General features: G+C 74.8%; 17 protein-coding genes and 2 pseudogenes. 10 read left to right on the top strand and 9 right to left on the bottom strand.

The window, feature by feature from the left end; translation table 11 throughout:
- From EF903_RS12675 to EF903_RS12665, 3 genes and pseudogenes are all read left to right on the top strand, one after another.
- Positions 1 to 654: pseudogene (locus EF903_RS12675) on the top strand (hypothetical protein); the annotation flags it as partial.
- Positions 655 to 701: 47 nt separating this feature from the next.
- Complete coding sequence (locus tag EF903_RS12670; RefSeq protein ID WP_125543317.1) at positions 702 to 1349, top strand: spherulation-specific family 4 protein; 648 nt, start codon at positions 702 to 704, stop codon at positions 1347 to 1349.
- Positions 1346 to 2191: an endo alpha-1,4 polygalactosaminidase gene (locus tag EF903_RS12665; protein WP_125543313.1), complete on the top strand. Its 846-nt coding sequence runs from the start codon at positions 1346 to 1348 to the stop codon at positions 2189 to 2191. Before EF903_RS12670 ends, EF903_RS12665 begins: the two co-directional genes overlap by 4 nt.
- Positions 2192 to 2221: 30 nt before the next feature.
- Here the strand turns inward: EF903_RS12665 and EF903_RS12660 are convergent, their stop codons facing one another.
- The 4 genes from EF903_RS12660 to EF903_RS12645 form a co-directional block, all read right to left on the bottom strand.
- On the bottom strand, positions 2222 to 3460 hold the full coding sequence (locus EF903_RS12660; RefSeq protein ID WP_125543312.1) for a sensor histidine kinase: 1239 nt from the start codon (positions 3458 to 3460) through the stop codon (positions 2222 to 2224).
- A 66-nt stretch (positions 3461 to 3526) separates the two neighbouring features.
- Positions 3527 to 5485, bottom strand: a complete 1959-nt coding sequence (locus tag EF903_RS12655) for a phosphatidylglycerol lysyltransferase domain-containing protein (RefSeq protein WP_260615128.1) — start codon at positions 5483 to 5485, stop codon at positions 3527 to 3529.
- A 73-nt stretch (positions 5486 to 5558) separates the two neighbouring features.
- The gene (cobT, locus tag EF903_RS12650) at positions 5559 to 6641 is read right to left on the bottom strand and encodes a nicotinate-nucleotide--dimethylbenzimidazole phosphoribosyltransferase (RefSeq protein ID WP_125543311.1); all 1083 of its coding nucleotides are present in this window, start codon (positions 6639 to 6641) and stop codon (positions 5559 to 5561) included.
- A gap of 105 nt (positions 6642 to 6746) precedes the next feature.
- Positions 6747 to 7952: a bifunctional adenosylcobinamide kinase/adenosylcobinamide-phosphate guanylyltransferase gene (locus EF903_RS12645; RefSeq protein WP_125543310.1), complete on the bottom strand. Its 1206-nt coding sequence runs from the start codon at positions 7950 to 7952 to the stop codon at positions 6747 to 6749.
- Between the two features lie 93 nt (positions 7953 to 8045).
- Between EF903_RS12645 and EF903_RS12640 the strand changes: the two genes are divergently transcribed.
- Positions 8046 to 8258: a hypothetical protein gene (locus EF903_RS12640; RefSeq protein ID WP_125543309.1), complete on the top strand. Its 213-nt coding sequence runs from the start codon at positions 8046 to 8048 to the stop codon at positions 8256 to 8258.
- A 76-nt stretch (positions 8259 to 8334) separates the two neighbouring features.
- On the opposite strand, the gene EF903_RS12635 is transcribed toward EF903_RS12640, so the two are convergent.
- A complete protein-coding gene (locus tag EF903_RS12635) occupies positions 8335 to 9078 on the bottom strand; it encodes a class I SAM-dependent methyltransferase (protein WP_399420711.1) in 744 nt (247 codons plus the stop codon).
- A 65-nt stretch (positions 9079 to 9143) separates the two neighbouring features.
- Positions 9144 to 9752 carry a DUF3043 domain-containing protein gene (locus tag EF903_RS12630; RefSeq protein ID WP_125543308.1) on the bottom strand — a complete coding sequence of 203 codons (609 nt, stop codon included), beginning with the start codon at positions 9750 to 9752 and terminating at the stop codon, positions 9144 to 9146.
- A gap of 267 nt (positions 9753 to 10019) precedes the next feature.
- Here EF903_RS12630 and EF903_RS12625 point away from each other — a divergent pair, with 267 nt between their 5' ends.
- A complete protein-coding gene (locus tag EF903_RS12625) occupies positions 10020 to 10814 on the top strand; it encodes a PspA/IM30 family protein (protein WP_125543307.1) in 795 nt (264 codons plus the stop codon).
- A gap of 14 nt (positions 10815 to 10828) precedes the next feature.
- Positions 10829 to 11107: a PspA-associated protein PspAA gene (locus EF903_RS12620; RefSeq protein WP_125543306.1), complete on the top strand. Its 279-nt coding sequence runs from the start codon at positions 10829 to 10831 to the stop codon at positions 11105 to 11107.
- Between the two features lie 26 nt (positions 11108 to 11133).
- On the opposite strand, the gene EF903_RS12615 is transcribed toward EF903_RS12620, so the two are convergent.
- Entirely contained in the window at positions 11134 to 11916 is a 783-nt protein-coding gene (locus EF903_RS12615) for a hypothetical protein (RefSeq protein ID WP_125543305.1), read from the bottom strand.
- A gap of 69 nt (positions 11917 to 11985) precedes the next feature.
- On the opposite strand from EF903_RS12615, the gene EF903_RS12610 reads away from it, so the two are divergent.
- The 3 genes from EF903_RS12610 to EF903_RS12600 all read left to right on the top strand — a co-directional run bounded on the left by EF903_RS12610 (position 11986) and on the right by EF903_RS12600 (position 16896).
- A complete protein-coding gene (locus EF903_RS12610; RefSeq protein WP_125543304.1) occupies positions 11986 to 12831 on the top strand; it encodes an adenosylcobinamide-GDP ribazoletransferase in 846 nt (281 codons plus the stop codon).
- Between the two features lie 46 nt (positions 12832 to 12877).
- Positions 12878 to 13579: a response regulator transcription factor gene (locus EF903_RS12605; protein ID WP_260615127.1), complete on the top strand. Its 702-nt coding sequence runs from the start codon at positions 12878 to 12880 to the stop codon at positions 13577 to 13579.
- Positions 13580 to 13758: 179 nt separating this feature from the next.
- Positions 13759 to 16896: an efflux RND transporter permease subunit gene (locus EF903_RS12600; RefSeq protein ID WP_125543303.1), complete on the top strand. Its 3138-nt coding sequence runs from the start codon at positions 13759 to 13761 to the stop codon at positions 16894 to 16896.
- Positions 16897 to 17035: 139 nt separating this feature from the next.
- Here EF903_RS12600 and nadA read toward each other — a convergent pair whose 3' ends face one another.
- Positions 17036 to 18223, bottom strand: coding sequence for a quinolinate synthase NadA (nadA, locus tag EF903_RS12595; RefSeq protein WP_125543302.1), 1188 nt, complete (start codon positions 18221 to 18223; stop codon positions 17036 to 17038).
- A gap of 308 nt (positions 18224 to 18531) precedes the next feature.
- Between nadA and EF903_RS12590 the strand changes: the two genes are divergently transcribed.
- On the top strand, positions 18532 to 18888 hold the full coding sequence (locus tag EF903_RS12590) for an iron-sulfur cluster assembly accessory protein (RefSeq protein ID WP_114058871.1): 357 nt from the start codon (positions 18532 to 18534) through the stop codon (positions 18886 to 18888).
- Between the two features lie 85 nt (positions 18889 to 18973).
- On the opposite strand, the pseudogene EF903_RS34005 reads toward EF903_RS12590, so the two are convergent.
- Positions 18974 to 19950: pseudogene (locus EF903_RS34005) on the bottom strand (hypothetical protein); the annotation flags it as partial.

Genomic DNA, 19950 nt, shown 5'->3' with positions numbered 1-19950 from the left:
GCCGGAGCCTCGGGCCCCGTCCGCTGGCGCATGCTGCGCGGGCCGGAGGAGCCGTACGGTCCGGGCGGGCCGCGCCTCGCGGACTCGGTGCCCTACGGGGTCTTCGGCCTCGGCACCGGCCTGCTCGTCCTGTACGCCGCCCTCGGCGAGGTCCTCGCCGGGGGGCCCGCCGAAGCCGTCGCCGCTCCTTCCGCGGTCGCTCTCACCCTCAGCATGGGCCCCGCCGAATGGCTGCTCCACCGCTTCCGCAGCGGCACCCTCGCCGGGCTGCGCGCGGCCCGCTCGCCGCTGCGGTTCCGGCTGCGGATGCTCGGCGTGCTGGCCCGCTGCCTCAGCGCCTACCTGGCCGTCCTCCTGGCCCTCGGCCTCGCCGGCACCCTGTGCTGGCCCGGGGCGCCGCCGCTCGGCGGGGCCCGGGCGGGGACGCTGCTGCTGCTCGGCGCCGTGATGTGGACCGGGCTGCTGCTGCAGTCCTTCGGGGCCGTCCGGGCCGCCGCCGCCGTCTGCGCCGGCGCGGCCGCTGCACAGAGCCTGGCCCTGCTGCTGGAGTTCGGGCAGCCCCGCACGGTGCAGCTCGCCGTCGCCGGGGCCGCCGCGGCCTCCCTCGCCGCCCTCGTCTGCCTGCTCCTCGGCCGGGCGACGGCCCACCGCTGACCGTGACCGCGTACGCCACGTACGGCACGTACGAGAAGGAGGACGCCATGCTGCTGGTGCCGCTCTACGAGCATCCCGCCGACCGGCCAGACGACTGGGAGCTGCTGATCCGCGCCGCGGGCCGGCTGCACTCGGTGGTCCTCAACCCGGCCAGCGGGCCGGGCGAGAGCCCCGACGAGCGGTTCGGGGCCGTGGCCCGGCGGCTGCGCGAGGCGGGCGTGCCCGTCCTGGGGTACACCGACACCGACTACGGGCGGCGCCCGCACGCCGAGGTCGTCCGGGACCTGCTGCGCCACCGCGACTGGTACGGCGCCGACGGGGCCTTCCTCGACCAGGCCTCGCCCGACCCGGCGCTGCTGCCCCACTACGGGCGCCTCGCGGTCGCCGCCCGCGCCGCGGGCGCCCGCACCCTCGTCCTCAACCACGGCGTCCACCCGCACCCCGGCTACGCCGAACTCGCCGACCTGCTCGTCACCTTCGAGGGCCCCTGGGACGCCTACCGGGACGCGGCCGTCCCGCCCTGGACGGCCGACCACCCCGCCCAGCGGTTCTGCCACCTCGTTTACGCGGTCCCGCCCGGCGCGCCCGCCGCCGAACTCGCCGAGCAGCGCGGCGCCGCCGTCCACTGCGCCGTCCCCGGGAGCGGCGCCCACCCCTGGGGCACCCTGCCCCACGCCCTGGGGGCCGCCCGGTGAACCGCCCCGCGAACCGCCCGCGGAGCCGCCCCGGCCGGCGCCTGCTCCCGCTCCTGGTGCCGCTGCTGCTCCTGGCCGCGGCCTGCACCGGGCAGCCCGACGACGGCGCCGCCCCCGACCGGGAAGCCGTCCCCGCACCGGGGGAGCGGTGGCGGCCCGGGCCCGGCACCTCCTGGCAGTGGCAGCTCAGCGGGAGGCTCGACACCTCGGTGGACGCACCCGTCTACGACGTCGACGGGTTCGACACCAGCCGCGAGCAGGTCGCCGCCCTGCACCGGGCCGGACGCCGGGTCATCTGCTACCTGTCGACGGGCGCCTGGGAGGAGTTCCGGCCCGACGCGGCGAAGTTCCCCGCGGAGCTCCTCGGCCGGGGCAACGGCTGGGAGGGAGAGCGCTGGCTGGACATCCGGCGGACCGCCGAGCTGGAGCCGCTGATGGCCGCGCGCCTGGACATGTGCCGCGACAAGGGCTTCGACGCGGTCGAACCGGACAACATGGACGGGTACGCCAACACGACGGGCTTCCCGCTGACCGCGGAGGACCAGCTGCGCTACAACCGGCTGATCGCCCGTCTCGCCCGCGACCGGGGCCTCGCGGTCGGGCTGAAGAACGACCTCGACCAGGTCCCGCAGCTCGTCGGGGACTTCGACTTCGCGGTCAACGAGCAGTGCGCCCAGTACGGGGAGTGCGAGCGGCTGGCCCCGTTCACGCAGGCGGGCAAGGCCGTCTTCCACGTCGAGTACGAGCTGCCCCCGAGCCGGTTCTGCGCCCAGACCCGGAAGCTCGGGTTCGCCTCCATGCAGAAGAAGTACGACCTGGGGGCCTGGCGCAAACCCTGCTGAGCGGGGGCGGCGGCCCGCCTCCGCCCCGGCTCACTTCACCGGCAGGATGACGTGGACCCGGTAGCCGCCGCCGAAGCGGGGCCCGGCGAAGCAGGAGCCGCCCAGCGCCCCGGCCCGCTCCCGCATCCCGAGGAGGCCGTGCCCGCCCCCCGGCCCGTCCGCCGGGGCGGGCTCCGCCGCAGCGGCCGCGCCGGCCGCGGCGGCGCCGCCGTCGTCGAGGACGGTCACCTCGGCCGACTCCCCGACCCGCACCACGCTGACCTCGGCGCGCGCCCGGGGCCCCGCGTGCTTGCGGACGTTCGTCAGCGCCTCCTGGATGACGCGGTACGCGGCGAGGTCGACGGCGGCCGGCAGGGGGCCCGCGTCCCTGCCGAGCTCCACCATCACCTTCACCGGCAGGCCCGCGTTGCGGAACGTGTCGACCAGCTCGTCGAGGCGCGCCAGGCCGGGGGCGGGCTCGGTCGGCGCCTCCGGGTCCCCGGACTGGCGCAGCAGGCCGACGGTGGCCCGCAGCTCGTTCAGCGCGGACCGGCTCGCGTCCCGGACGTGCGCGAGGGCCTCCTTGGCCTGGTCGGGGCGCCGGTCCATGACGTGCGCGGCCACCCCGGCCTGGACGTTGACGAGGGCGATGTGGTGGGCGACGACGTCGTGCAGGTCGCGGGCGATCCGCAGCCGCTCCTCGGCGACCCGCCGCCGCGCCTCCTCCTCGCGGGTCCGCTCGGCCCGCTCGGCCCGCTCGCGGATCGCGTCGACGAACGCCCGCCGGCTGCGGACGGCGTCGCCGGCGGCCGCGGCCATGCCCGTCCAGGCGAAGATGCCGATGTTCTCCTGCGCGTACCAGGGCAGCGGCCCGGCGAGCATGGCGATGCCGGTCATCCCCGCCATCGTGAGCAGCGCGATCCGCCAGGTGGTGGGCCGGTCGGTGCGGGAGGCCAGGGTGTACAGGGCGATGACGGCCGCCATGGCGACGGGCGCCCGCGGCTCGCCGGTGGTCAGCTCCAGCAGGGACAGCGCGACGGTCGCGGCGAGGACGGCGCGGACGTGCCGCCGCCGGAACACCAGCGCCGCCGCGGCCAGCACCATCAGCAGCAGGGAGAGCGGCTCGGGGGTGCGGGTGCCGAAGGTCGGCCCGTGCGGCCCGTGCGGATCGGCGAACGAGCCGACGACCATGGAGACGAGCGCCCCGAACGCGAGGACGGCGTCGGTGGCGAGCGGGTGCACGCGCATCCAGTGCCGGGTGGGGGCGAACGGCCCGAGCTCAGTCGTCATCCCGCCTACGGTAAGGGGTGCCGGCCGCAGGCCCCGCCCGCCGGGGCGGGGCCGCCGCGGGGCTGCTCAGCGGTTGGTCTCCAGGTGCCGGCGGTTCAGCCACTTCGGCAGGCCGGGAGCTTCCAGGAAGCCCTCGGCGCGGCCGGCCGCGATGCCGATCCGCAGCAGGTCCGAGCTCTTCTCGAAGAGCATGAACCGCGGTTCCCAGATGGGCCGGTACTTGGCGTTGGCGCGGTAGAGCGACTCGATCTGCCACCAGCGGGAGAAGAAGCTCAGCAGGGAGCGCCACAGGCGCAGCACCGGGCCGGCGCCGAGCCGCGAGCCCCGCTCGAAGACCGAGCGGAACATCGCGAAGTTCAGGGAGACCTGGGTGACGCCGATCTCCTTCGAGCGCTCCAGCAGTTCGATGACCATGAACTCCATCAGGCCGTTCTCGGAGTCCCGGTCGCGGCGCATCAGGTCGAGCGAGAGGCCCTTGGGGCCCCAGGGCACGAACGACAGCAGGGCCCGCAGGTCGCCGTTGCCGTCGGTGCACTCCAGCATCACGCACTGGCCGTCGGCCGGGTCGCCGAGGCGGCCCAGCGCCATCGAGAACCCGCGCTCGGTGGCGCCGTCGCGCCAGTCGTCGGCCCGGCGCACCAGGTCGGCCATCTCCTCGGCGGGGATGTCGGCGTGGCGGCGGATGCGGACGCTGTAGCCGGCCCGCTTGACACGGTTGAACGCCTGCCGGACGGTCCGCATGGCGCGGCCCTCCAGCGTGAACTCGGCGGTCTCGACGATGGCCTCGTCGCCCAGCTCCAGCGCGTCCAGGCCGTGCCGGGCGTAGATCTGGCCTGCCTCCTCGCTCGCGCCCATCACGGCCGGCACCCAGCCGTGCTCGCGGGCCTCGGCCAGCCAGGGCTCGATCGCGCCGGGCCAGGCCTCGGGGTCGCCGATCGGATCGCCGGAGGCGAGCGAGACCCCGCCGACGACGCGGTACGTGACGGCCGCCTTGCCGGTCGGGGACCAGATGACGGACTTCTCGCGGCGCAGGGCGAAGTAGCCGAGGGAGTCGCGGTCGCCCTGCCGGGCCAGCAGCGCCCGGAGCTTCTCCTCGTCCTCCTCGGTCAGCGGGTCGACGGCGCGGCGCGAGCGGAACGCGGCCAGCAGCACGGCCAGCAGCAGCACCATCGACATCACGTTGATGACGACGTCGACCCAGGCGGGCGTGGTGATCGCGGCGTAGTCGCGGGCGTCGGGGTCCAGGGTGATCAGCCGCATCGCGCCGTAGCGCCAGCGGGCCAGGAACGAGGCCTCGGAGGCGTCCGGGTCGGTGTTGGCGGCCCCGACGATCAGCGCGGCGAGCAGCGAGGTGACGAGCAGGCCGACGGCGGCGACGGCGGTGGCGAGCTTCGGGTTCGAGCGGTCGCCCTTGGCGTAGAACTCCCGCCGGCCCAGCAGCAGGGCGGCCACGAACGCCGCGGTCAGGGCCAGGGAGACCCAGTTCTGGACGTGGTCGCGGAACTCCGGGTAGCAGACCTCGAACCCGCCGCCGGTGCACGGGGCGAAGGCGGCGGTCGCGAAGGCGAGCAGCAGCAGGCCGGCCAGCACCAGGTTCAGGATCCAGGCGGCCCGCTTGCGGCGGCCCATGGTCACCGCGAGGAGCAGGGAGAACAGGCCGGAGGCGAATCCGGCGGTCAGCAGGTACGGGGTGTAGAAGTCGGCGGTGTTGTGCCGGCGCAGGTCCTGCCCGAGCGAGACCCACACCGCGCTCAGGAAGTTGACGAAGGTGACCGCACGCAGGTACCAGACGGCGAACGCGGCGCTGCGCCGGGACCGGGCGGACCCGCGGCCGGAGCCGGGGCCCCCGTCGTCCTTGCGGGCGGCCCCGTCGTCCCTGCGGGTGCCGGATGCGGTGTTCGCGGTGGCGGCGGTTCCCCCGCCGGCGGGCTGTGCCGGTTTCGCCTTCTGTGTCGCTTGTGCCTTCTGTGCGGCCTGTGCGGCGTTCCGGTCGATATCTGCGCTGGTCAAGCGGGCCTCTCCCATGAAAGCCGATCATATGGGGCGCCGCCGACGGCGAATGCCGGACCGTCGGGCCGCGGCCGGCGGCCCCGTCGGCTCAGTCCTTCAGCGCCGGCCCCTCCGGCTGCGGCTCCTCCGCCCGCTCCGGCAGTTCCGCCGCGAGTGCGGCGGCCGCCTGGACGAGCGGGAGGGCCAGCAGCGCCCCGGTCCCTTCCCCTACGGTGACGCCGTGGGACAGCACGGGGTTGAGTGCCATCCGGTCCAGGGCCTTGGCCTGTGCCGGCTCGCCGCTCGCCTGGCCGGCCAGCCACCAGTCCGGCGCGCGGAACGCCGCCCGCTGCGCCACCAGGCCGCAGGCCGCCGAGACGACGCCGTCCAGGACGACCGGCGTGCGGCGCACCGCGCACTGCAGCAGGAACCCGGTGATCGCGGCGACGTCCGCTCCGCCGACCGCGGACAGCAGGGCCAGCTGGTCGCCCAGGACGGGGCGGGCCCGGCGCAGGGCGTCGCGGATCGCCGCGCACTTGCGCATCCAGGCGAGGTCGTCGATCGGCACCCCGCCGCGGCCGGTGACCACCGACGCGTCGGTCCCGCACAGGGCGGCCACGAGCACCGCGGCGACGGTGGTCCCGCCGACGCTGAGGTCCCCGAGGACGACCAGGTCGGTGCCGGAGTCTGCCTCCTCGTCGGCGATCCGCACCCCGAGCCGCACCGCGGCCTCGGCCTCCTCGCGGGTCAGGGCGTCCTCGGTGTCGATACGGCCGCTGCCGCGCCGCACCCGGTGGCGGACGACCTCCTCGGGCAGCAGCCCGGGATCGCAGTCCAGCCCCGCGTCCACCACCCGCACCGACGCGCCGAACCGGCCGGCGAGGACGGAGACGGGGCTCGCCCCGTCCAGGACCGCGCGCACCAGGGCGTGCGCGCCCCCGGCGGGCCGGGCCGACACCCCGGCGGCGGCGATGCCGTGGTCGGCGGCGAACAGGACGACCCGGGGCCGCTCGACAGGCCGGACCGGAACCCGGCCCTGCGCCGCGGCCAGCCACTCGGCGAGCTCGTCGAGCCGCCCGAAGGCCCCCGCCGGCACGGACAGCCGCTCGCGGCGCTCCTCGGCGTCCCGCCGGACTCCGTTGTCGGGGCGCTCGATCAGGTCGGAGAAGTCGTCGAGATTCAGCGTGGTCATCTGCCAGAGCGTACAGCCGGTGAGGCCCTGCCCAAGCCCCTGCGGGAGCGCCCCGGCGGGCGCCCCGGCGGCGGCCGCGGCCGCCCGCCCGGGGTGCGTCCCGGGTCAGTCCTTCAGGACCAGCGCCTGCCCCGCCACCACCAGCAGGACGTGCTCGCACTCGGCGGCCACCGCCGCGTTCAGGCGGCCGAGCTCGTCCCGGAACCGGCGCCCCGAAGCCGTCGCGGGCACGACGCCCGAGCCGACCTCGTTGCTGACGGCCACCACCGTGCGCCGGGTCGCCCGTACCGCCGCGACCAGCTCCGCGGTCCGCTCCCGCAGCTCCTCCCGGCCACGGGCCTCCCACACCGCGTCGTCCCAGGCCCCCGCCCGGTCCATCGCGTCCGTCAGCCACAGCGCCAGGCAGTCGACGAGGAGCGGCGGGCCGCCCTCCGCCAGCAGCGGCACCAGCTCGCAGGTCTCCACCGTCCGCCAGGACGCCGGGCGCCGCTCCCGGTGCAGGCCGACCCGCGCCGCCCACTCCGCGTCCCCGTCGCGGGAGCCCGACGTGGCCGCGTACACGACCTCCGGGAAGCCCTCCAGCCGCCGCTCCGCCTCCACCGACTTCCCCGAGCGCGCGCCGCCGAGCACCAGCGTCCGCCGCGGCAGGTCCGGCACCGCGTGGTACTCGCCGACCGTCACCGTCGCCCCGTCCGGCACCGCGCGAGCCCCCGCCGCCGCGCACCGCCGCTGCAGCTCCCGGCCCGGCGGCACGTCGTGGTCCAGGTGCACGGCGATGACGTCGGTGGTCGGCCCCGCCGCCCCGCTCGCCCGCAGCCGCGCCAGCGCCTCCGGCCGGCCCAGCACGTCCGCCAGCACCATGTCGTACGGGCGCTCGGCCATCGTGCCGTTCGTCCCCGCGGGCGCCCCGCCGGGCGGCAGGTACAGCAGCCGGCCGCCGTCCGGGCCGGTCACCTCGTACCCGGTGCCCGGCGCGTCCATCGGCACCGCCCGCACCCGGTGCCCGCTGATCACGGCGAGCTCCCGCCCGTCCGGCACCCGGCCCGCCGTCGGCAGGCCCGGCGGCAGCTCCACGGGCGGCCCGTCGTGCGGATGGGTGAGCAGGACCTGCCGGACCCCGGCCAGCGAATGGCCGGCCCGGGCCCCCGCGAGGACCGCCCCGGGGGTCAGGTCCAGCAGCAGCGCCCCGTCGACGAGGAGGGAGGTCGCGGCGCGTGCCAGGGGGCCGACGGAGACCGCGCAGGCCGCGCAGGGACAGCCGGGGCGGGGCAGTCCCTCCGGGGTTCCGGTGCCGAGCAGAGTGAGTTCCACAGGAAGATCCTCCCGCGTCCCCGGGAGTGGTGCGCGCCCGGCTACTCTGCGGGCAGACTCAAGGCGAGCAGCGGACGAGCAACGGAGGCGGACATGGCGTGGACGTGGCGGTTCGAGACGGCCGACGGCGGCCCGGCGGCGCCGGCGGTCGAGCCGGAGGAGTTCACCACGCAGGGCGACGCGGAGTCGTGGATCGGCGAGTACTGGAAGGAGCTGCTGGAGGGCGGCGCCGAGCGGGTCAGGCTGGCGGACGACAGCGGCGCCGAGGTGTACGCGATGAGCCTGCGCGAGGCGCTCGACGCCTGAGGCGGCCGCGGACGCGCGTGCCCCGGGATCCCTCCGGATCCCGGGGCACGGCCGTGCGGGGGAGTGCGGTCCGGGATCAGCCCCGGACGCCGCACAGGTGGAGCAGCGCCGCCACACCGCGGTACGGGTCGGTGCGTCCCGCGCGGTCCTCGGCGGCCAGGAGCCGGTCGAGCTCCTCCTCCGGCGGGAGCGTCCCGCCCGCCTCGGTGCCGTCGGTGAAGACGCGCACCCCGTACCAGGCCTGGAGCGGCGCGCCGATCCCGGACAGCGTGCCCGTCAGCTCGGACAGCCGGTCCGCGCGGACCTCCAGGCCGAGCCGGTTGGTGTAGTCGACCGACTCGAACGCGGCGAGCGCGCCCGACCAGTCGCCGTCCAGCCCGGGGCGCATCGCGAGCGCGTCGCCGTTGCGCACGAGGAGGGACAGCAGCCCGCCCGGTGCCAGCATCCGGGCGAGCCCGGCGAGCATGGCGTCCGGCTCGGGTACGTACATCAGTACGCCGTGGCACAGCACGACGTCGAAGCTGCCCGGCGTGAAGTGCGCGCCGGTCTCCCGGCCGTCGCCCTCCAGGAGCTCGACCCGCTCCTGGATCCCGGCGGGTTCCGCGGAGAGCGCCTCGCGGGCGACCTCCAGCATCCCGGGGTCCTTCTCCAGACCCGTCACCCGGTGTCCGGCGCGGGCGAGACGCAGCGCCTGGGTGCCCTGGCCCATGCCGACGTCCAGAACGCGCAGCCGCTGCCCCACGGGGAAGCGCTGCACGATCTGCTCGTCGACCTGCCGGCCCACGAGTTCCTGGCGGACGGCGTTGCGCAGTCCTCCCAGGCCCTCCAGCCACAGCCGGGCTCCCCCCGCGAAGCCGTCCCCCGACGCTCCGGACGGCCGTGCGCTCAGGGCCGTTCCCCGCGCTTGACCTGCGGCTTCGGCAGCCGGAGGCGGCGCATCTGGAGGGTGCGCATCAGGCCGTAGGCGACGGCGCCGCGGCGCGGCTGGTCCGCGAAGCGCTCGTTCAGCGCCTTGCGCAGGCGGAACGCGAGGGCCACCGAGTCGACGATGATCAGGGCGATCACGGCGAGCCACAGCAGCAGCGCGGCGTTCTGGATCGACGGGACCCGCACCATGCTCAGCACGAGGATGATCACCGCGAGCGGCAGGAACATCTCGGCGACGGAGAAGCGGGAGTCGACGAAGTCGCGGACGAAGCGGCGCACCGGCCCCTTGTCGCGGGCCGGCAGGTAGCGCTCGTCGCCGTTGGCCAGGGCCTCGCGCTGCTTGGCCAGCTCCACGCGGCGGCGCTCGCGGGCGCGCCGCATGTCCTCCTTGCGGTTGCCGGTCGAGGCCACCACGGCCTTGCGCTGCGACTGCGCGACGGCGCGCTTCGGCGTCGGGCGGCCCTTGGGGGCCTGCGGGTCACGGGGCTGCGAGGACTCGGCGCTCACCTTGTCGGCGGCGGCGGCCTTCTCTTCCTTGGAGGAACGGCTACCAAACACAAAACCCAAGCGTACGTGGTCGGCGACTGCTGCCCCACCCTGACGGGGAACGATCCGGCAACGGCGGGCGTCTGGACCAGTGCAGGGTTCGTGCGGCGAACCGGGGCCCGCCTCCGGGGCGCGTCTCATCCTCACGCCTTACCGGGCCGGGGCACAGTCGTCCTGGAGGAGGAGCGCATCCGCTCGCGAACAGTGCGGTAATGGAGACAGGGCCCGTACTGTGGGTCTTGTTGGTCGTCTGGAGCGAAGTCCGTCAGAAGGGGGCGCGCGAAGCCCATGAGCGGTGTCATGAAGCGTATGGGGATGATCTTCCGCGCGAAGGCGAACAAGGCCCTTGACCGGGCCGAGGACCCTCGCGAGACCCTCGACTACTCCTACCAGAAGCAGCTGGAGCTGCTCCAGAAGGTCCGCCGCGGCGTCGCCGACGTGGCGACCTCCCGCAAGCGCCTGGAGCTCCAGCTCAACCAGCTGCAGACCCAGTCCTCGAAGCTGGAGGACCAGGGCCGCAAGGCACTCGCGCTGGGCCGCGAGGACCTGGCGCGGGAGGCCCTCTCCCGCCGTGCCTCGCTCCAGCAGCAGGTCGGCGACCTCCAGGTGCAGCACGAGACCCTCCAGGGCGAGGAGGAGAAGCTGACGCTGGCCGCGCAGCGCCTCCAGGCCAAGGTCGACGCCTTCCGCACGAAGAAGGAGACCATCAAGGCCACCTACACCGCCGCCCAGGCGCAGACCCGGATCGCCGAGTCCTTCTCCGGCATCTCGGAGGAGATGAGCGACGTCGGCCTCGCCATCCAGCGCGCCGAGGACAAGACGGCCCAGCTCCAGGCCCGCGCCGGCGCCATCGACGAGCTGCTCGCCTCCGGCGCCCTCGACGACCAGAGCGGCCTCGGCAGCAAGGACGACATCCAGGCCGAGCTCGACCGCCTCTCCGGCGGCACCGACGTCGAGCTGGAACTCCAGCGGATGAAGGCCGAGCTGGCGGGCGGCCCCTCCGCGCAGCAGCAGGCCATCGAGGGCGGCGCCCCGGGCTCCGCCCAGCAGCAGCAGAGCCAGCACCGGTTCGACAAGCAGTAGGACAGGGGCCCGTCATGATCGTCCGCATCATGGGGGAAGGCCAGGTCGAGATCGGGGACGGCCACTTCCCGGAGCTGAACAAGCTGGACGACGAGCTGCTCGCGGAGCTGGTGGGCGGTGACGAGGCCGGCTTCCGGCGCACCCTCGGAGCGCTCCTGGACGCCGTGCGCCGGCTCGGCGAGCCGCTGCCCGACGACGCGCTGGAGCCGTCCGAGCTGATCCTGCCCGCCCCGGACGCCACCCTGGAGGAGGTCCGGGAGATGCTCGGCGACGACGGGCTGATCCCGGGCTGATCCCGGGGCGGCCGGCGGCGACCCGCTCACGGCGGCGGCGGCTCCTTCGGAGCGGCCGCCGCCGCGGTCTTCGCCGGGTCGGGGGCGCCGCCGATGAACTCCTCGAACCGGCGCCGCGGCGCCGCCCACCGCCGGTCGTGGTGGAAGGCCCGCAGCCCGGCCCGGGCCCGCGCCCGCGGCCGGTTCGCGTAGAAGCGCCGTGCGTACGGGGAGCCCGGCCGGGCCAGCCGGACCGCGCCGACCAGCGCCACCAGGGGGATCACCATCCCGAAGAGCGCGGTGCGGGCCTTGCCCTTCCACAGGGCGACCAGCGCGAGGAAGAAGTTCCCGGCCATGTTCATCACGACGAGCCCGCGGTTCTGCCGCTCCTGGGTCGTCAGGTCGTTCACCCCGAACGGCAGGAAGCCGGCCAGCACCAGCCCGACCACGGCGGCCGTCAGCACCACGATCTCCACGCTCTTGCGGCCCTGCTCGCTCCAGTAGACGTCGTCCAGGTGCAGGATCAGCGCGAACTCGTCCAGGACCAGCCCCGCCCCCAGCCCGAAGACGACGGCCGCCAGCAGCGACCCGAAGCCGTGCCCGCCGGCGGCGATCGACCCGAACCCGCCGATGACCACGAGGATCACCCCCGGCACCACGTGGTGGACGTGCAGCCCGCCCGGCGTGATGTTCCCGAACGGACCGCGCCCCGCCCGGATCAGGCGCGTGATGACCCGGGTGACCAGGAACGACAGGATGAACGCCAGCAGCGCGAGGAGCAGGGGCAGCTTCCCCGGCTCGATGATGTTCCGGTACCACCAAGGACCCATGACACCAGCTTCGCGGTCCGGGCCCCTCGGGCAAGTCGCTGCCGCGGGCAGCGGGTAGCGTTCCCGCCGATGACCGATCCCACGACAGACCCCGCCGGCGACCCGCTGCCGCCGTCCCGGCCGGCTCCGCCGCAGGAGCGCGCCGCGCTCGGCGACGGGCTCCGCTTCGCCTTCGGCACGCTCACCGTGCTGCCCGTCCGCATCACCCGCTGGGACCGGCCCGCGGCCCGCACCGGCATGGCCTGCGCGCCGCTCGCCGGGCTCGTCGTCGGCACGGCCGCCGCCGCCGCGGGAACGGCCTTCGCCCTGCTGGGAGGCGGCCCGCTCCTCGCCGCGGCCGCGGCCGTCACCGTCCCCGCCGCCCTGACCCGCGGCCTGCACCTGGACGGCCTCGCCGACACCGCCGACGGCCTGGGCAGCGCCAAACCGGCCGCTGAGGCGCTGCGCATCATGAAGCGGTCCGACATCGGCCCGTTCGGGGTGGTCGCGCTGCTGCTGCTCCTGCTCCTCCAGGCCGGGGCCCTCGCGGACGCCTTCGGCGGAGGCTGGGCCCGCGGGGCCCTCGCCGCCGCCACCGCCGCCACCGCCGCCCGCCTCGCCATGACGCTGGCCTCCCGCGGCGGGATCCCGCCCGCGCGCCCGGACGGGCTCGGGGCCGCCGTCGCCGGGGTCGTGCCGCGGCATACGGCCGTCCTGGCCGCGGCCGCGGTCGCCGTCCTCGCCGCCGCGGCCGCAGCCCCCGGCGGAGCCCTGGCCGCCGTCCGCGCCGCGGCCGCCGTGGCCGCCGCACTGGCCGTCGCGGAACTGCTGCTCCGCCGGTGCGTGCGGCGCTTCGGCGGGGTCACCGGCGACGTCTTCGGCGCCGTCGCCGAGACGGCCGCGACGACCGCGCTCGTCGTCCTCGCCCTCGGCTGACCGCCCCGGCGGCCCCCGGGCGCGCCCGGGCACGTAGGGTCGGGCCGTGGAAGAGACGCCGACGCCCATCCGGGTGCTCCTCGCCGACGACCAGGCCCTGCTGCGCAGCGCGTTCCGCGTGCTCGTCGACTCCGAACCGGACATGGAGGTCGTCGGCGAGGCCGGCGACGGCGCCCAGGCCTACGAGCGGGCCCGCGAGACCCTGCCCGACGTCGTGCTGATGGACATCCGGATGCCCGGCACCGACGGCCTCGCCGCCACCCGCATGATCAGCGGGGACCCGGAGCTCGCGGCCGTCCGCGTCGTCATGCTCACCACCTTCGAGGTCGACGAGTACGTCGCCGCGGCCCTGCGGGCCGGGGCCTCCGGCTTCCTCGGCAAGGGAGCCGAGCCGGACGAGCTCCTCAACGCCATCCGCGTCGCCGCCGCCGGCGAGGCGCTGCTCTCCCCGGCCGCCACCAAGGGGCTCATCGCCACCTTCCTCGCGCAGGGAGGCGGCGCGGACCCCGCGGCCCCGGCCGGCGAGCACGCCCAGCGGCTCGCCGCGCTGACCGGCCGCGAGCGGGAGGTCCTCGTCCACGTCGCGGCCGGCCTGTCCAACGACGGGATCGCCGGACGGCTCCAGGTCAGCCCGCTCACGGTCAAGACCCACGTCAACCGGGCCATGGCCAAGCTCGGCGCCCGCGACCGCGCCCAGCTGGTCGTCGTCGCCTACGAGTCGGGACTGGTCCGGCCCCGCAGCGAGTAGCGGGCCCGCGGGCGCGGGCCCGCCGTCCGCAGTAGGGGGCGCGTACTACAGGCGCGGTATGCGCGGCATAAAGGCAGGACCCAGGGGCGACGCGGCAGCGCCCCGGCGGCGGCAGGCTGGTGGGCAGCGCACGCCCGTGCGGCCTCGCTCCGACCGACTGCAGAGAGATACCGACGCCCATGTCCTGGCTGTCCCGCTTCAGCCTGTCCCAGAGAGCGCTGATCGGCCTCGTGTCGCTCACGGCGCTGCTCTTCGGCGCCATAGCCGTTCCCCAGCTCAAGCAGCAGCTGCTGCCCTCCATCGAACTGCCGATGGTGTCCGTCCTCGCCCCCTACCAGGGCGCCTCGCCCGACGTCGTGGAGAAGCAGGTCGTCGAGCCGATCGAGGCCACCCTCAAGGGTGTCGACGGCATCACCGGCATCACCTCCACCGCCAGCGAGGGCAACGCCCTCATCATGGCCACCTTCGACTACGGCGACGCCGGCACCAAGCAGCTCGTCGCCGACGTCCAGCAGGCCGTGAACCGGGCCCGCGTACGGCTGCCCTCCGAGGTCGACCCGCAGGTCATCGCCGGCTCCACCGACGACATCCCGACCGTCGTCCTCGCCGTCACCTCCGACAAGGACCAGCAGGCCCTCGCCGACCAGCTCGGCCGCACCGTCGTCCCCGTCCTGGAGGACATCAAGGGCGTCGGCCAGGTCACCGTCGACGGCGCCCAGGAGCTCCAGGTCACCGTCACCCCCGACCCCGCGCGCCTCGCCGCGGCCGGCCTCGACGGCGCCGCGCTCGCGCAGGGGCTCCAGGCGGGCGGCGCGACCGTACCCGCCGGCTCCTTCGACGAGCAGGGCAGGAACCGGACCGTCCGCGTCGGCAGCGGCCACACCTCCCTCGCCCAGCTGGAGGAGCTCCGCCTGACCGCCGGGCCCGGCAAGCCGGCCGTCCGCCTCGGCGACGTCGCCGCCGTCCGGCAGGAGCCCGCCAAGCCCGTCTCCCTCACCCGCACCAACGGCAAGCCCAGCCTCGCCCTGGTGCTGACCATGGACAAGGACGGCAGCGCCGTCGCCATCTCCGAGGCCGTCGAGGAGAAGCTGCCCGGGCTGCGCGCCTCCCTCGGCTCCGGCGCCGAGCTGACCGTCGTCGCCGACCAGGGCCCGCCGGTCGCCCAGTCGATCTCCAGCCTCACCACCGAAGGCCTGCTCGGCCTGCTCTTCGCCGTCGTGGTGATCCTGGTCTTCCTCGCCTCGCTGCGCTCGACGCTCGTCACCGCGGTCTCCATCCCGCTGTCGGTCGTCCTCGCGCTGATCGTGCTGTGGACCCGCGACCTGTCGCTGAACATGCTCACCCTCGGCGCCCTGACCATCGCGATCGGCCGCGTCGTCGACGACTCGATCGTCGTCCTGGAGAACATCAAGCGCCACCTCGGCTACGGCGAGGAGCGCGAGGCCGCCATCCTCACCGCGGTCAGGGAGGTCGCCGGGGCGGTCACCTCCTCCACGCTCACCACCGTCGCCGTGTTCGTCCCGATCGGCCTGGTCGGCGGCATGGTCGGCGAGTTCTTCGGACCCTTCTCGCTCACCGTCGCCGCGGCGCTGCTGGCCTCGCTGCTGGTGTCGCTGACGGTCGTGCCCGTCCTCTCGTACTGGTTCCTGCGCGCGCCGAAGGGCGTGAGCGCCGGGGACGCCGCGAGCGCCGAGCGGGCCCGCCGCGAGGCCGAGGAGAAGGAGGCGAACAGCCGCCTCCAGCGCGGCTACGTCCGCGCCCTGGGCCTGGTCACCCGGCGCCGGGTGACCACCCTCGTGCTGGCCGCCGTCGTCTTCGTCGCGACCCTCGGCATGACGCCGCTGCTGAAGACGAACTTCTTCGACCAGGGCGACCAGGCCGTCCTGACCGTCAAGCAGCAGCTGCCCGCCGGCGCCTCCCTGGCCGCCTCCGACGAGGCGAGCCGCCGCGTGGAGAAGGCCCTCGACGGCGTCGAGGGCGTCAAGGACCACCAGGTCACCGTCGGCTCCTCCGGCTTCCTGGCCGCCTTCGGCGGCGGCACCGGCTCCAACCAGGCGACCTTCCAGGTGGTCCTGGACGACGCCGGCGAGAGCGAGGACGTCAAGAAGCGCATCGAGGACGCCCTCGCGAAGCTCGACGGCATCGGCGACACGAGCATCTCCGCGGGCGGCGGCTTCGGCAGCCAGAACCTCAGCGTGGTCGTCAAGGCAGGCGACGCCGCCGTCCTGGCGCGGGCCGCCGAGCAGGTACGGGCCGAGATGGCCGGCCTCGACGACGTCACCGACGTCCAGAGCGACCTCTCCCAGTCCGTGCCGCGGATCTCCGTGACCGCCACCCCGAAGGCCGCCGAGGCCGGCCTGAACCAGGCTTCGCTGGGCGCGGTCGTCGCCCAGGCCGTGCGGGGCACCCCGGCGGGCAAGGCCGTGCTCGACGGCACCGAGCGGGACATCGTCATCAAGTCGGCGCAGCCCGCGACCACCCTGGCCGAGCTCCAGGCGCTGCCCCTCGGCCCGGGCGTCCGCCTCGGCGACGTCGCCGAGGTCAAGGAGGTACCCGGGCCGGTCTCGATGACCAGGATCGACGGGGCCCGCGCCGCGACCGTCACCGCCAAGCCGGTCGGCGACAACACCGGCGCGATCGGCGCCGAACTCCAGACCAGGATCGCCGCCCTGAAGCTCCCCGAGGGCGCCACCGCGAGCATCGGCGGCGTCTCCGAGGACCAGAGCGAGGCCTTCGGCCAGCTCGGCCTGGCCATGCTCGCCGCCATCGCGATCGTGTTCATGCTGCTCGTGGCCACGTTCCGCTCGCTGGTGCAGCCGCTGATCCTGCTCGTGTCGATCCCGTTCGCGGCGACCGGCGCGCTCGGGCTGCTCCTCGTCACCGGCACCCCGCTGGGCGTGCCCGCCATGATCGGCATGCTGATGCTCATCGGCATCGTCGTCACCAACGCGATCGTCCTGATCGACCTGGTCAACCAGTACCGGGCCCAGGGCCTCGGCGTCGTCGAGGCCGTCGTCGAGGGCGGCCGGCACCGCCTGCGCCCCATCCTCATGACGGCGCTCGCCACCGTGTTCGCGCTGCTGCCGATGGCACTCGGGGTGACCGGCGAGGGCGGGTTCATCTCGCAGCCCCTGGCGGTCGTGGTGATCGGCGGCCTGGTCTCCTCGACCGTGCTGACGCTGCTCCTCGTCCCGACCCTCTACACCATGGTCGAGCTGCGCAGGGAACGCCGCGGGGCCAAGCGCCGGACGCGCCTGAAGGCCGTCCCGGCACCGCAGGGCGCCGAGGCCGGCGAGCACACCCCGGCAGGGGTCTGACCCGCCGCCGGCCGGGGCCCGCACACGGCGTGCGGGGCCCGGAGGGCACGGAAAGCCGCAGGCGAGAGGGCCGCTCCCGCACCCCCGGTGGGGGAGGGGAGCGGCCCTCTCGCCTGCGGTGCGCGGGGCGGGACCGGGACTACGGGAGCGCGAGCATCCGCTCCAGGGCGAGCTTCGCGAAGCTCTCGGTCTCCTTGTCGACCTGGATCCGGTTGACGAGCGTGCCCTCGGCGAGGGACTCCAGCGCCCAGACCAGGTGCGGCAGGTCGATGCGGTTCATCGTCGAGCAGAAGCACACCGTCCGGTCGAGGAAGACGACCTCCTTGCCCTCCGGGGCGAAACGGTTCGCCAGGCGCTTGACGAGGTTCAGCTCGGTGCCGATGGCCCACTTCGAGCCGGCCGGGGCCGCCTCCAGCGCCTTGATGATGTACTCCGTCGAGCCGACGTAGTCGGCCGCGGCGACGACCTCGTGCCTGCACTCGGGGTGCACCAGCACGTTCACGCCGGGGATGCGCTCGCGTACGTCGTTGACGGAGTCGAGCGAGAACCGGCCGTGCACGGAGCAGTGGCCGCGCCACAGGATCATCTTCGCGTCGCGCAGCTGCTCGGCGGTCAGGCCGCCGTTCGGCTTGTGCGGGTTGTAGACCACGCAGTCGTCCAGGGACATGCCCATGTCGCGCACGGCGGTGTTGCGGCCCAGGTGCTGGTCCGGCAGGAAGAGCACCTTCTCGCCCTGCTCGAACGCCCAGTCCAGGGCCCTCTTCGCGTTGGACGAGGTGCAGATGGTGCCGCCGTGCTTGCCGGTGAAGGCCTTGATGTCGGCGGAGGAGTTCATGTACGAGACGGGGACCGTCACGTCGGCGACGCCGGCCTCGGACAGCACGTCCCAGCACTCCGCGACCTGCTCGGCGGTGGCCATGTCGGCCATCGAGCAGCCGGCGGCCAGGTCGGGCAGGACGACCTTCTGGTCGTCGCCGGTCAGGATGTCCGCGGACTCGGCCATGAAGTGGACGCCGCAGAAGACGATGTACTCGGCCTCGGGCCGGGCGGCGGCGTCGCGGGCCAGCTTGAAGGAGTCGCCGGTGACGTCGGCGAACTCGATGACCTCGTCACGCTGGTAGTGGTGCCCGAGGATGAAGACCTTGTCGCCGAGCTTCTCCTTGGCGGCGCGGGCGCGGGCCACCAGGTCGGGGTCCGACGGCGAGGGGAGGTCGCCGGGGCACTCCACGCCGCGCTCGCTCTTGGGGTCGGCCTCGCGGCCGAGCAGCAGCAGGGCAAGGGGCGTCGGCTGGACGTCCAAGGGCTGGGCGGTGGTCACGACACGCACCCTTTCTGTTCTGCGACAAGGGACTTCGGGAAGCGTCTGCTTCGACTTTTCGTCTATTTGACGCTATCTATGATAGCCGGTTCACGTCACTTTGACGATGCCGATAGTGTCGATGTGACGCATTCGCCCCGTGGCGAAGCCCTCCCCGCGCCCGGTCCACCCGTCCGCGCCGGTGTGCGAGCATGAATGTCTGGAACACGCGTCGGGCCCGGAATGAATCCGCGCCCCCGCTCGTTGCCACCGACGGCAAGAGTCCGACGTATCCCTGCCTGCCGGCGGGGAGCCGCCCACTTCGGGAGTGAATGCAGATGTCCGTACAGGACGACAAGACCACTGTGAGCGACGGCATCCTCCTGTCCGACGCCGCCGCCGAGAAGGTCAGGACCCTGCTGGAGCAGGAGGGCCGCGATGACCTGGCGCTCCGCGTCGCCGTCCAGCCCGGCGGCTGCTCCGGCCTGCGCTACCAGCTCTTCTTCGACGAGCGCTCCCTCGACGGCGACGTCGTCAAGGACTTCGGCGGCGTGAAGGTCGTCACGGACCGGATGAGCTCCCCCTACCTCCAGGGCGCCTCCATCGACTTCGTCGACACCATCGAGAAGCAGGGCTTCACGATCGACAACCCCAACGCCACCGGCTCCTGCGCCTGCGGCGACTCCTTCAGCTAAGCCCCCGCCAGGGCCCGCGGAAGCAGCGGAGAGGCCCCCGGCACCGAGACGGTGCCGGGGGCCTCTCCGCGTGCTTCCGCCGGGGCTACCCCTGGCGGGGGAGCGGCTTGCCCGAGGTCGCGTCGACCACCGCGCGCGTGCCCAGCGGCTGCTTCAGCGTCGCCGACACGCTCATCTCCTGCGCGATCATGATGCAGGCCCGGCCCGGATCGTTCGGGGTGTCCGTGATCCGCACCGTCACCGAACCGGCCTCCTCCCGCGCCTCCAGCGCGTAGGTGCTGCACACCCCGCCCCAGAAGTTCACCGTCAGCTTCCGGTCGGCCTCCGCGTACGAGAACCCCGGCACCGTGCGCGCCCCCGACGGGGCGGGCGCGGACTGGCCGCCCTCCGCCGCAGGCTGCACCACCGTGTGCGCGGGCGCACCGTCCTTTCCGGCCACCTGGAAGTGCCAGGCCGGCACGAGCCCGCGGGCCCCGTTCACCGTCCCCGCCGCCAGCCCCAGCACCGCGCCCGTCACCGTCTCCGTACGCGGCGGCTTCATCGGCCGCGGCTCCGGGTCGCACGGCGGCGTCTCGCCCGGGCCCACCGGGTCGTCCGTGGTCAGCGGCACCGCCGAGGCGCAGCCGCTCGGCCCCGTCCTGTCCGGGCCGCCCGAGGAGCGGTTCAACCGGGCCAGCGCCTCCGCCGCCCCGACCACCGGCTGCTCGCCGGCGCGCACCGGGGCCTTCAGCTCGCCGCTTCCGGCCACCACCCGGCCGTCCGGTCCGACGCTGACCTGCGTGGTCCAGCCCTTGGTGGGCCGTCCGTCAACCACCGGGTCGGCGGCCACCACGCGGACCGAGCCCTGCACCAGGCGGGCGTCCAGCGCCGCGCCGGACTGCCCGGCCGCGGCCAGCACCGGGGCCGCGGCGGCCTTCGCCGCCTCCTCGGACACCGGCTTGCCCGAGCCCGCCCCGCCGTCCCCGCCCTGGGGGACCGTGGCCGGCCCGCAGGTGTCCTTGCCGCGCTCGCAGTCGTCGCCCGTGCCGCCCCCGCCGTGGAAGCGGGAGAAGCTCCAGGTCC

Source organism: Streptomyces sp. WAC05292 (assembly GCF_003949955.1).
Lineage (GTDB): Bacteria > Actinomycetota > Actinomycetes > Streptomycetales > Streptomycetaceae > Streptomyces > Streptomyces globosus.
Note: the sequence above shows the minus strand (reverse complement) of the source record. Positions and strands in the feature narration are given on the sequence as shown.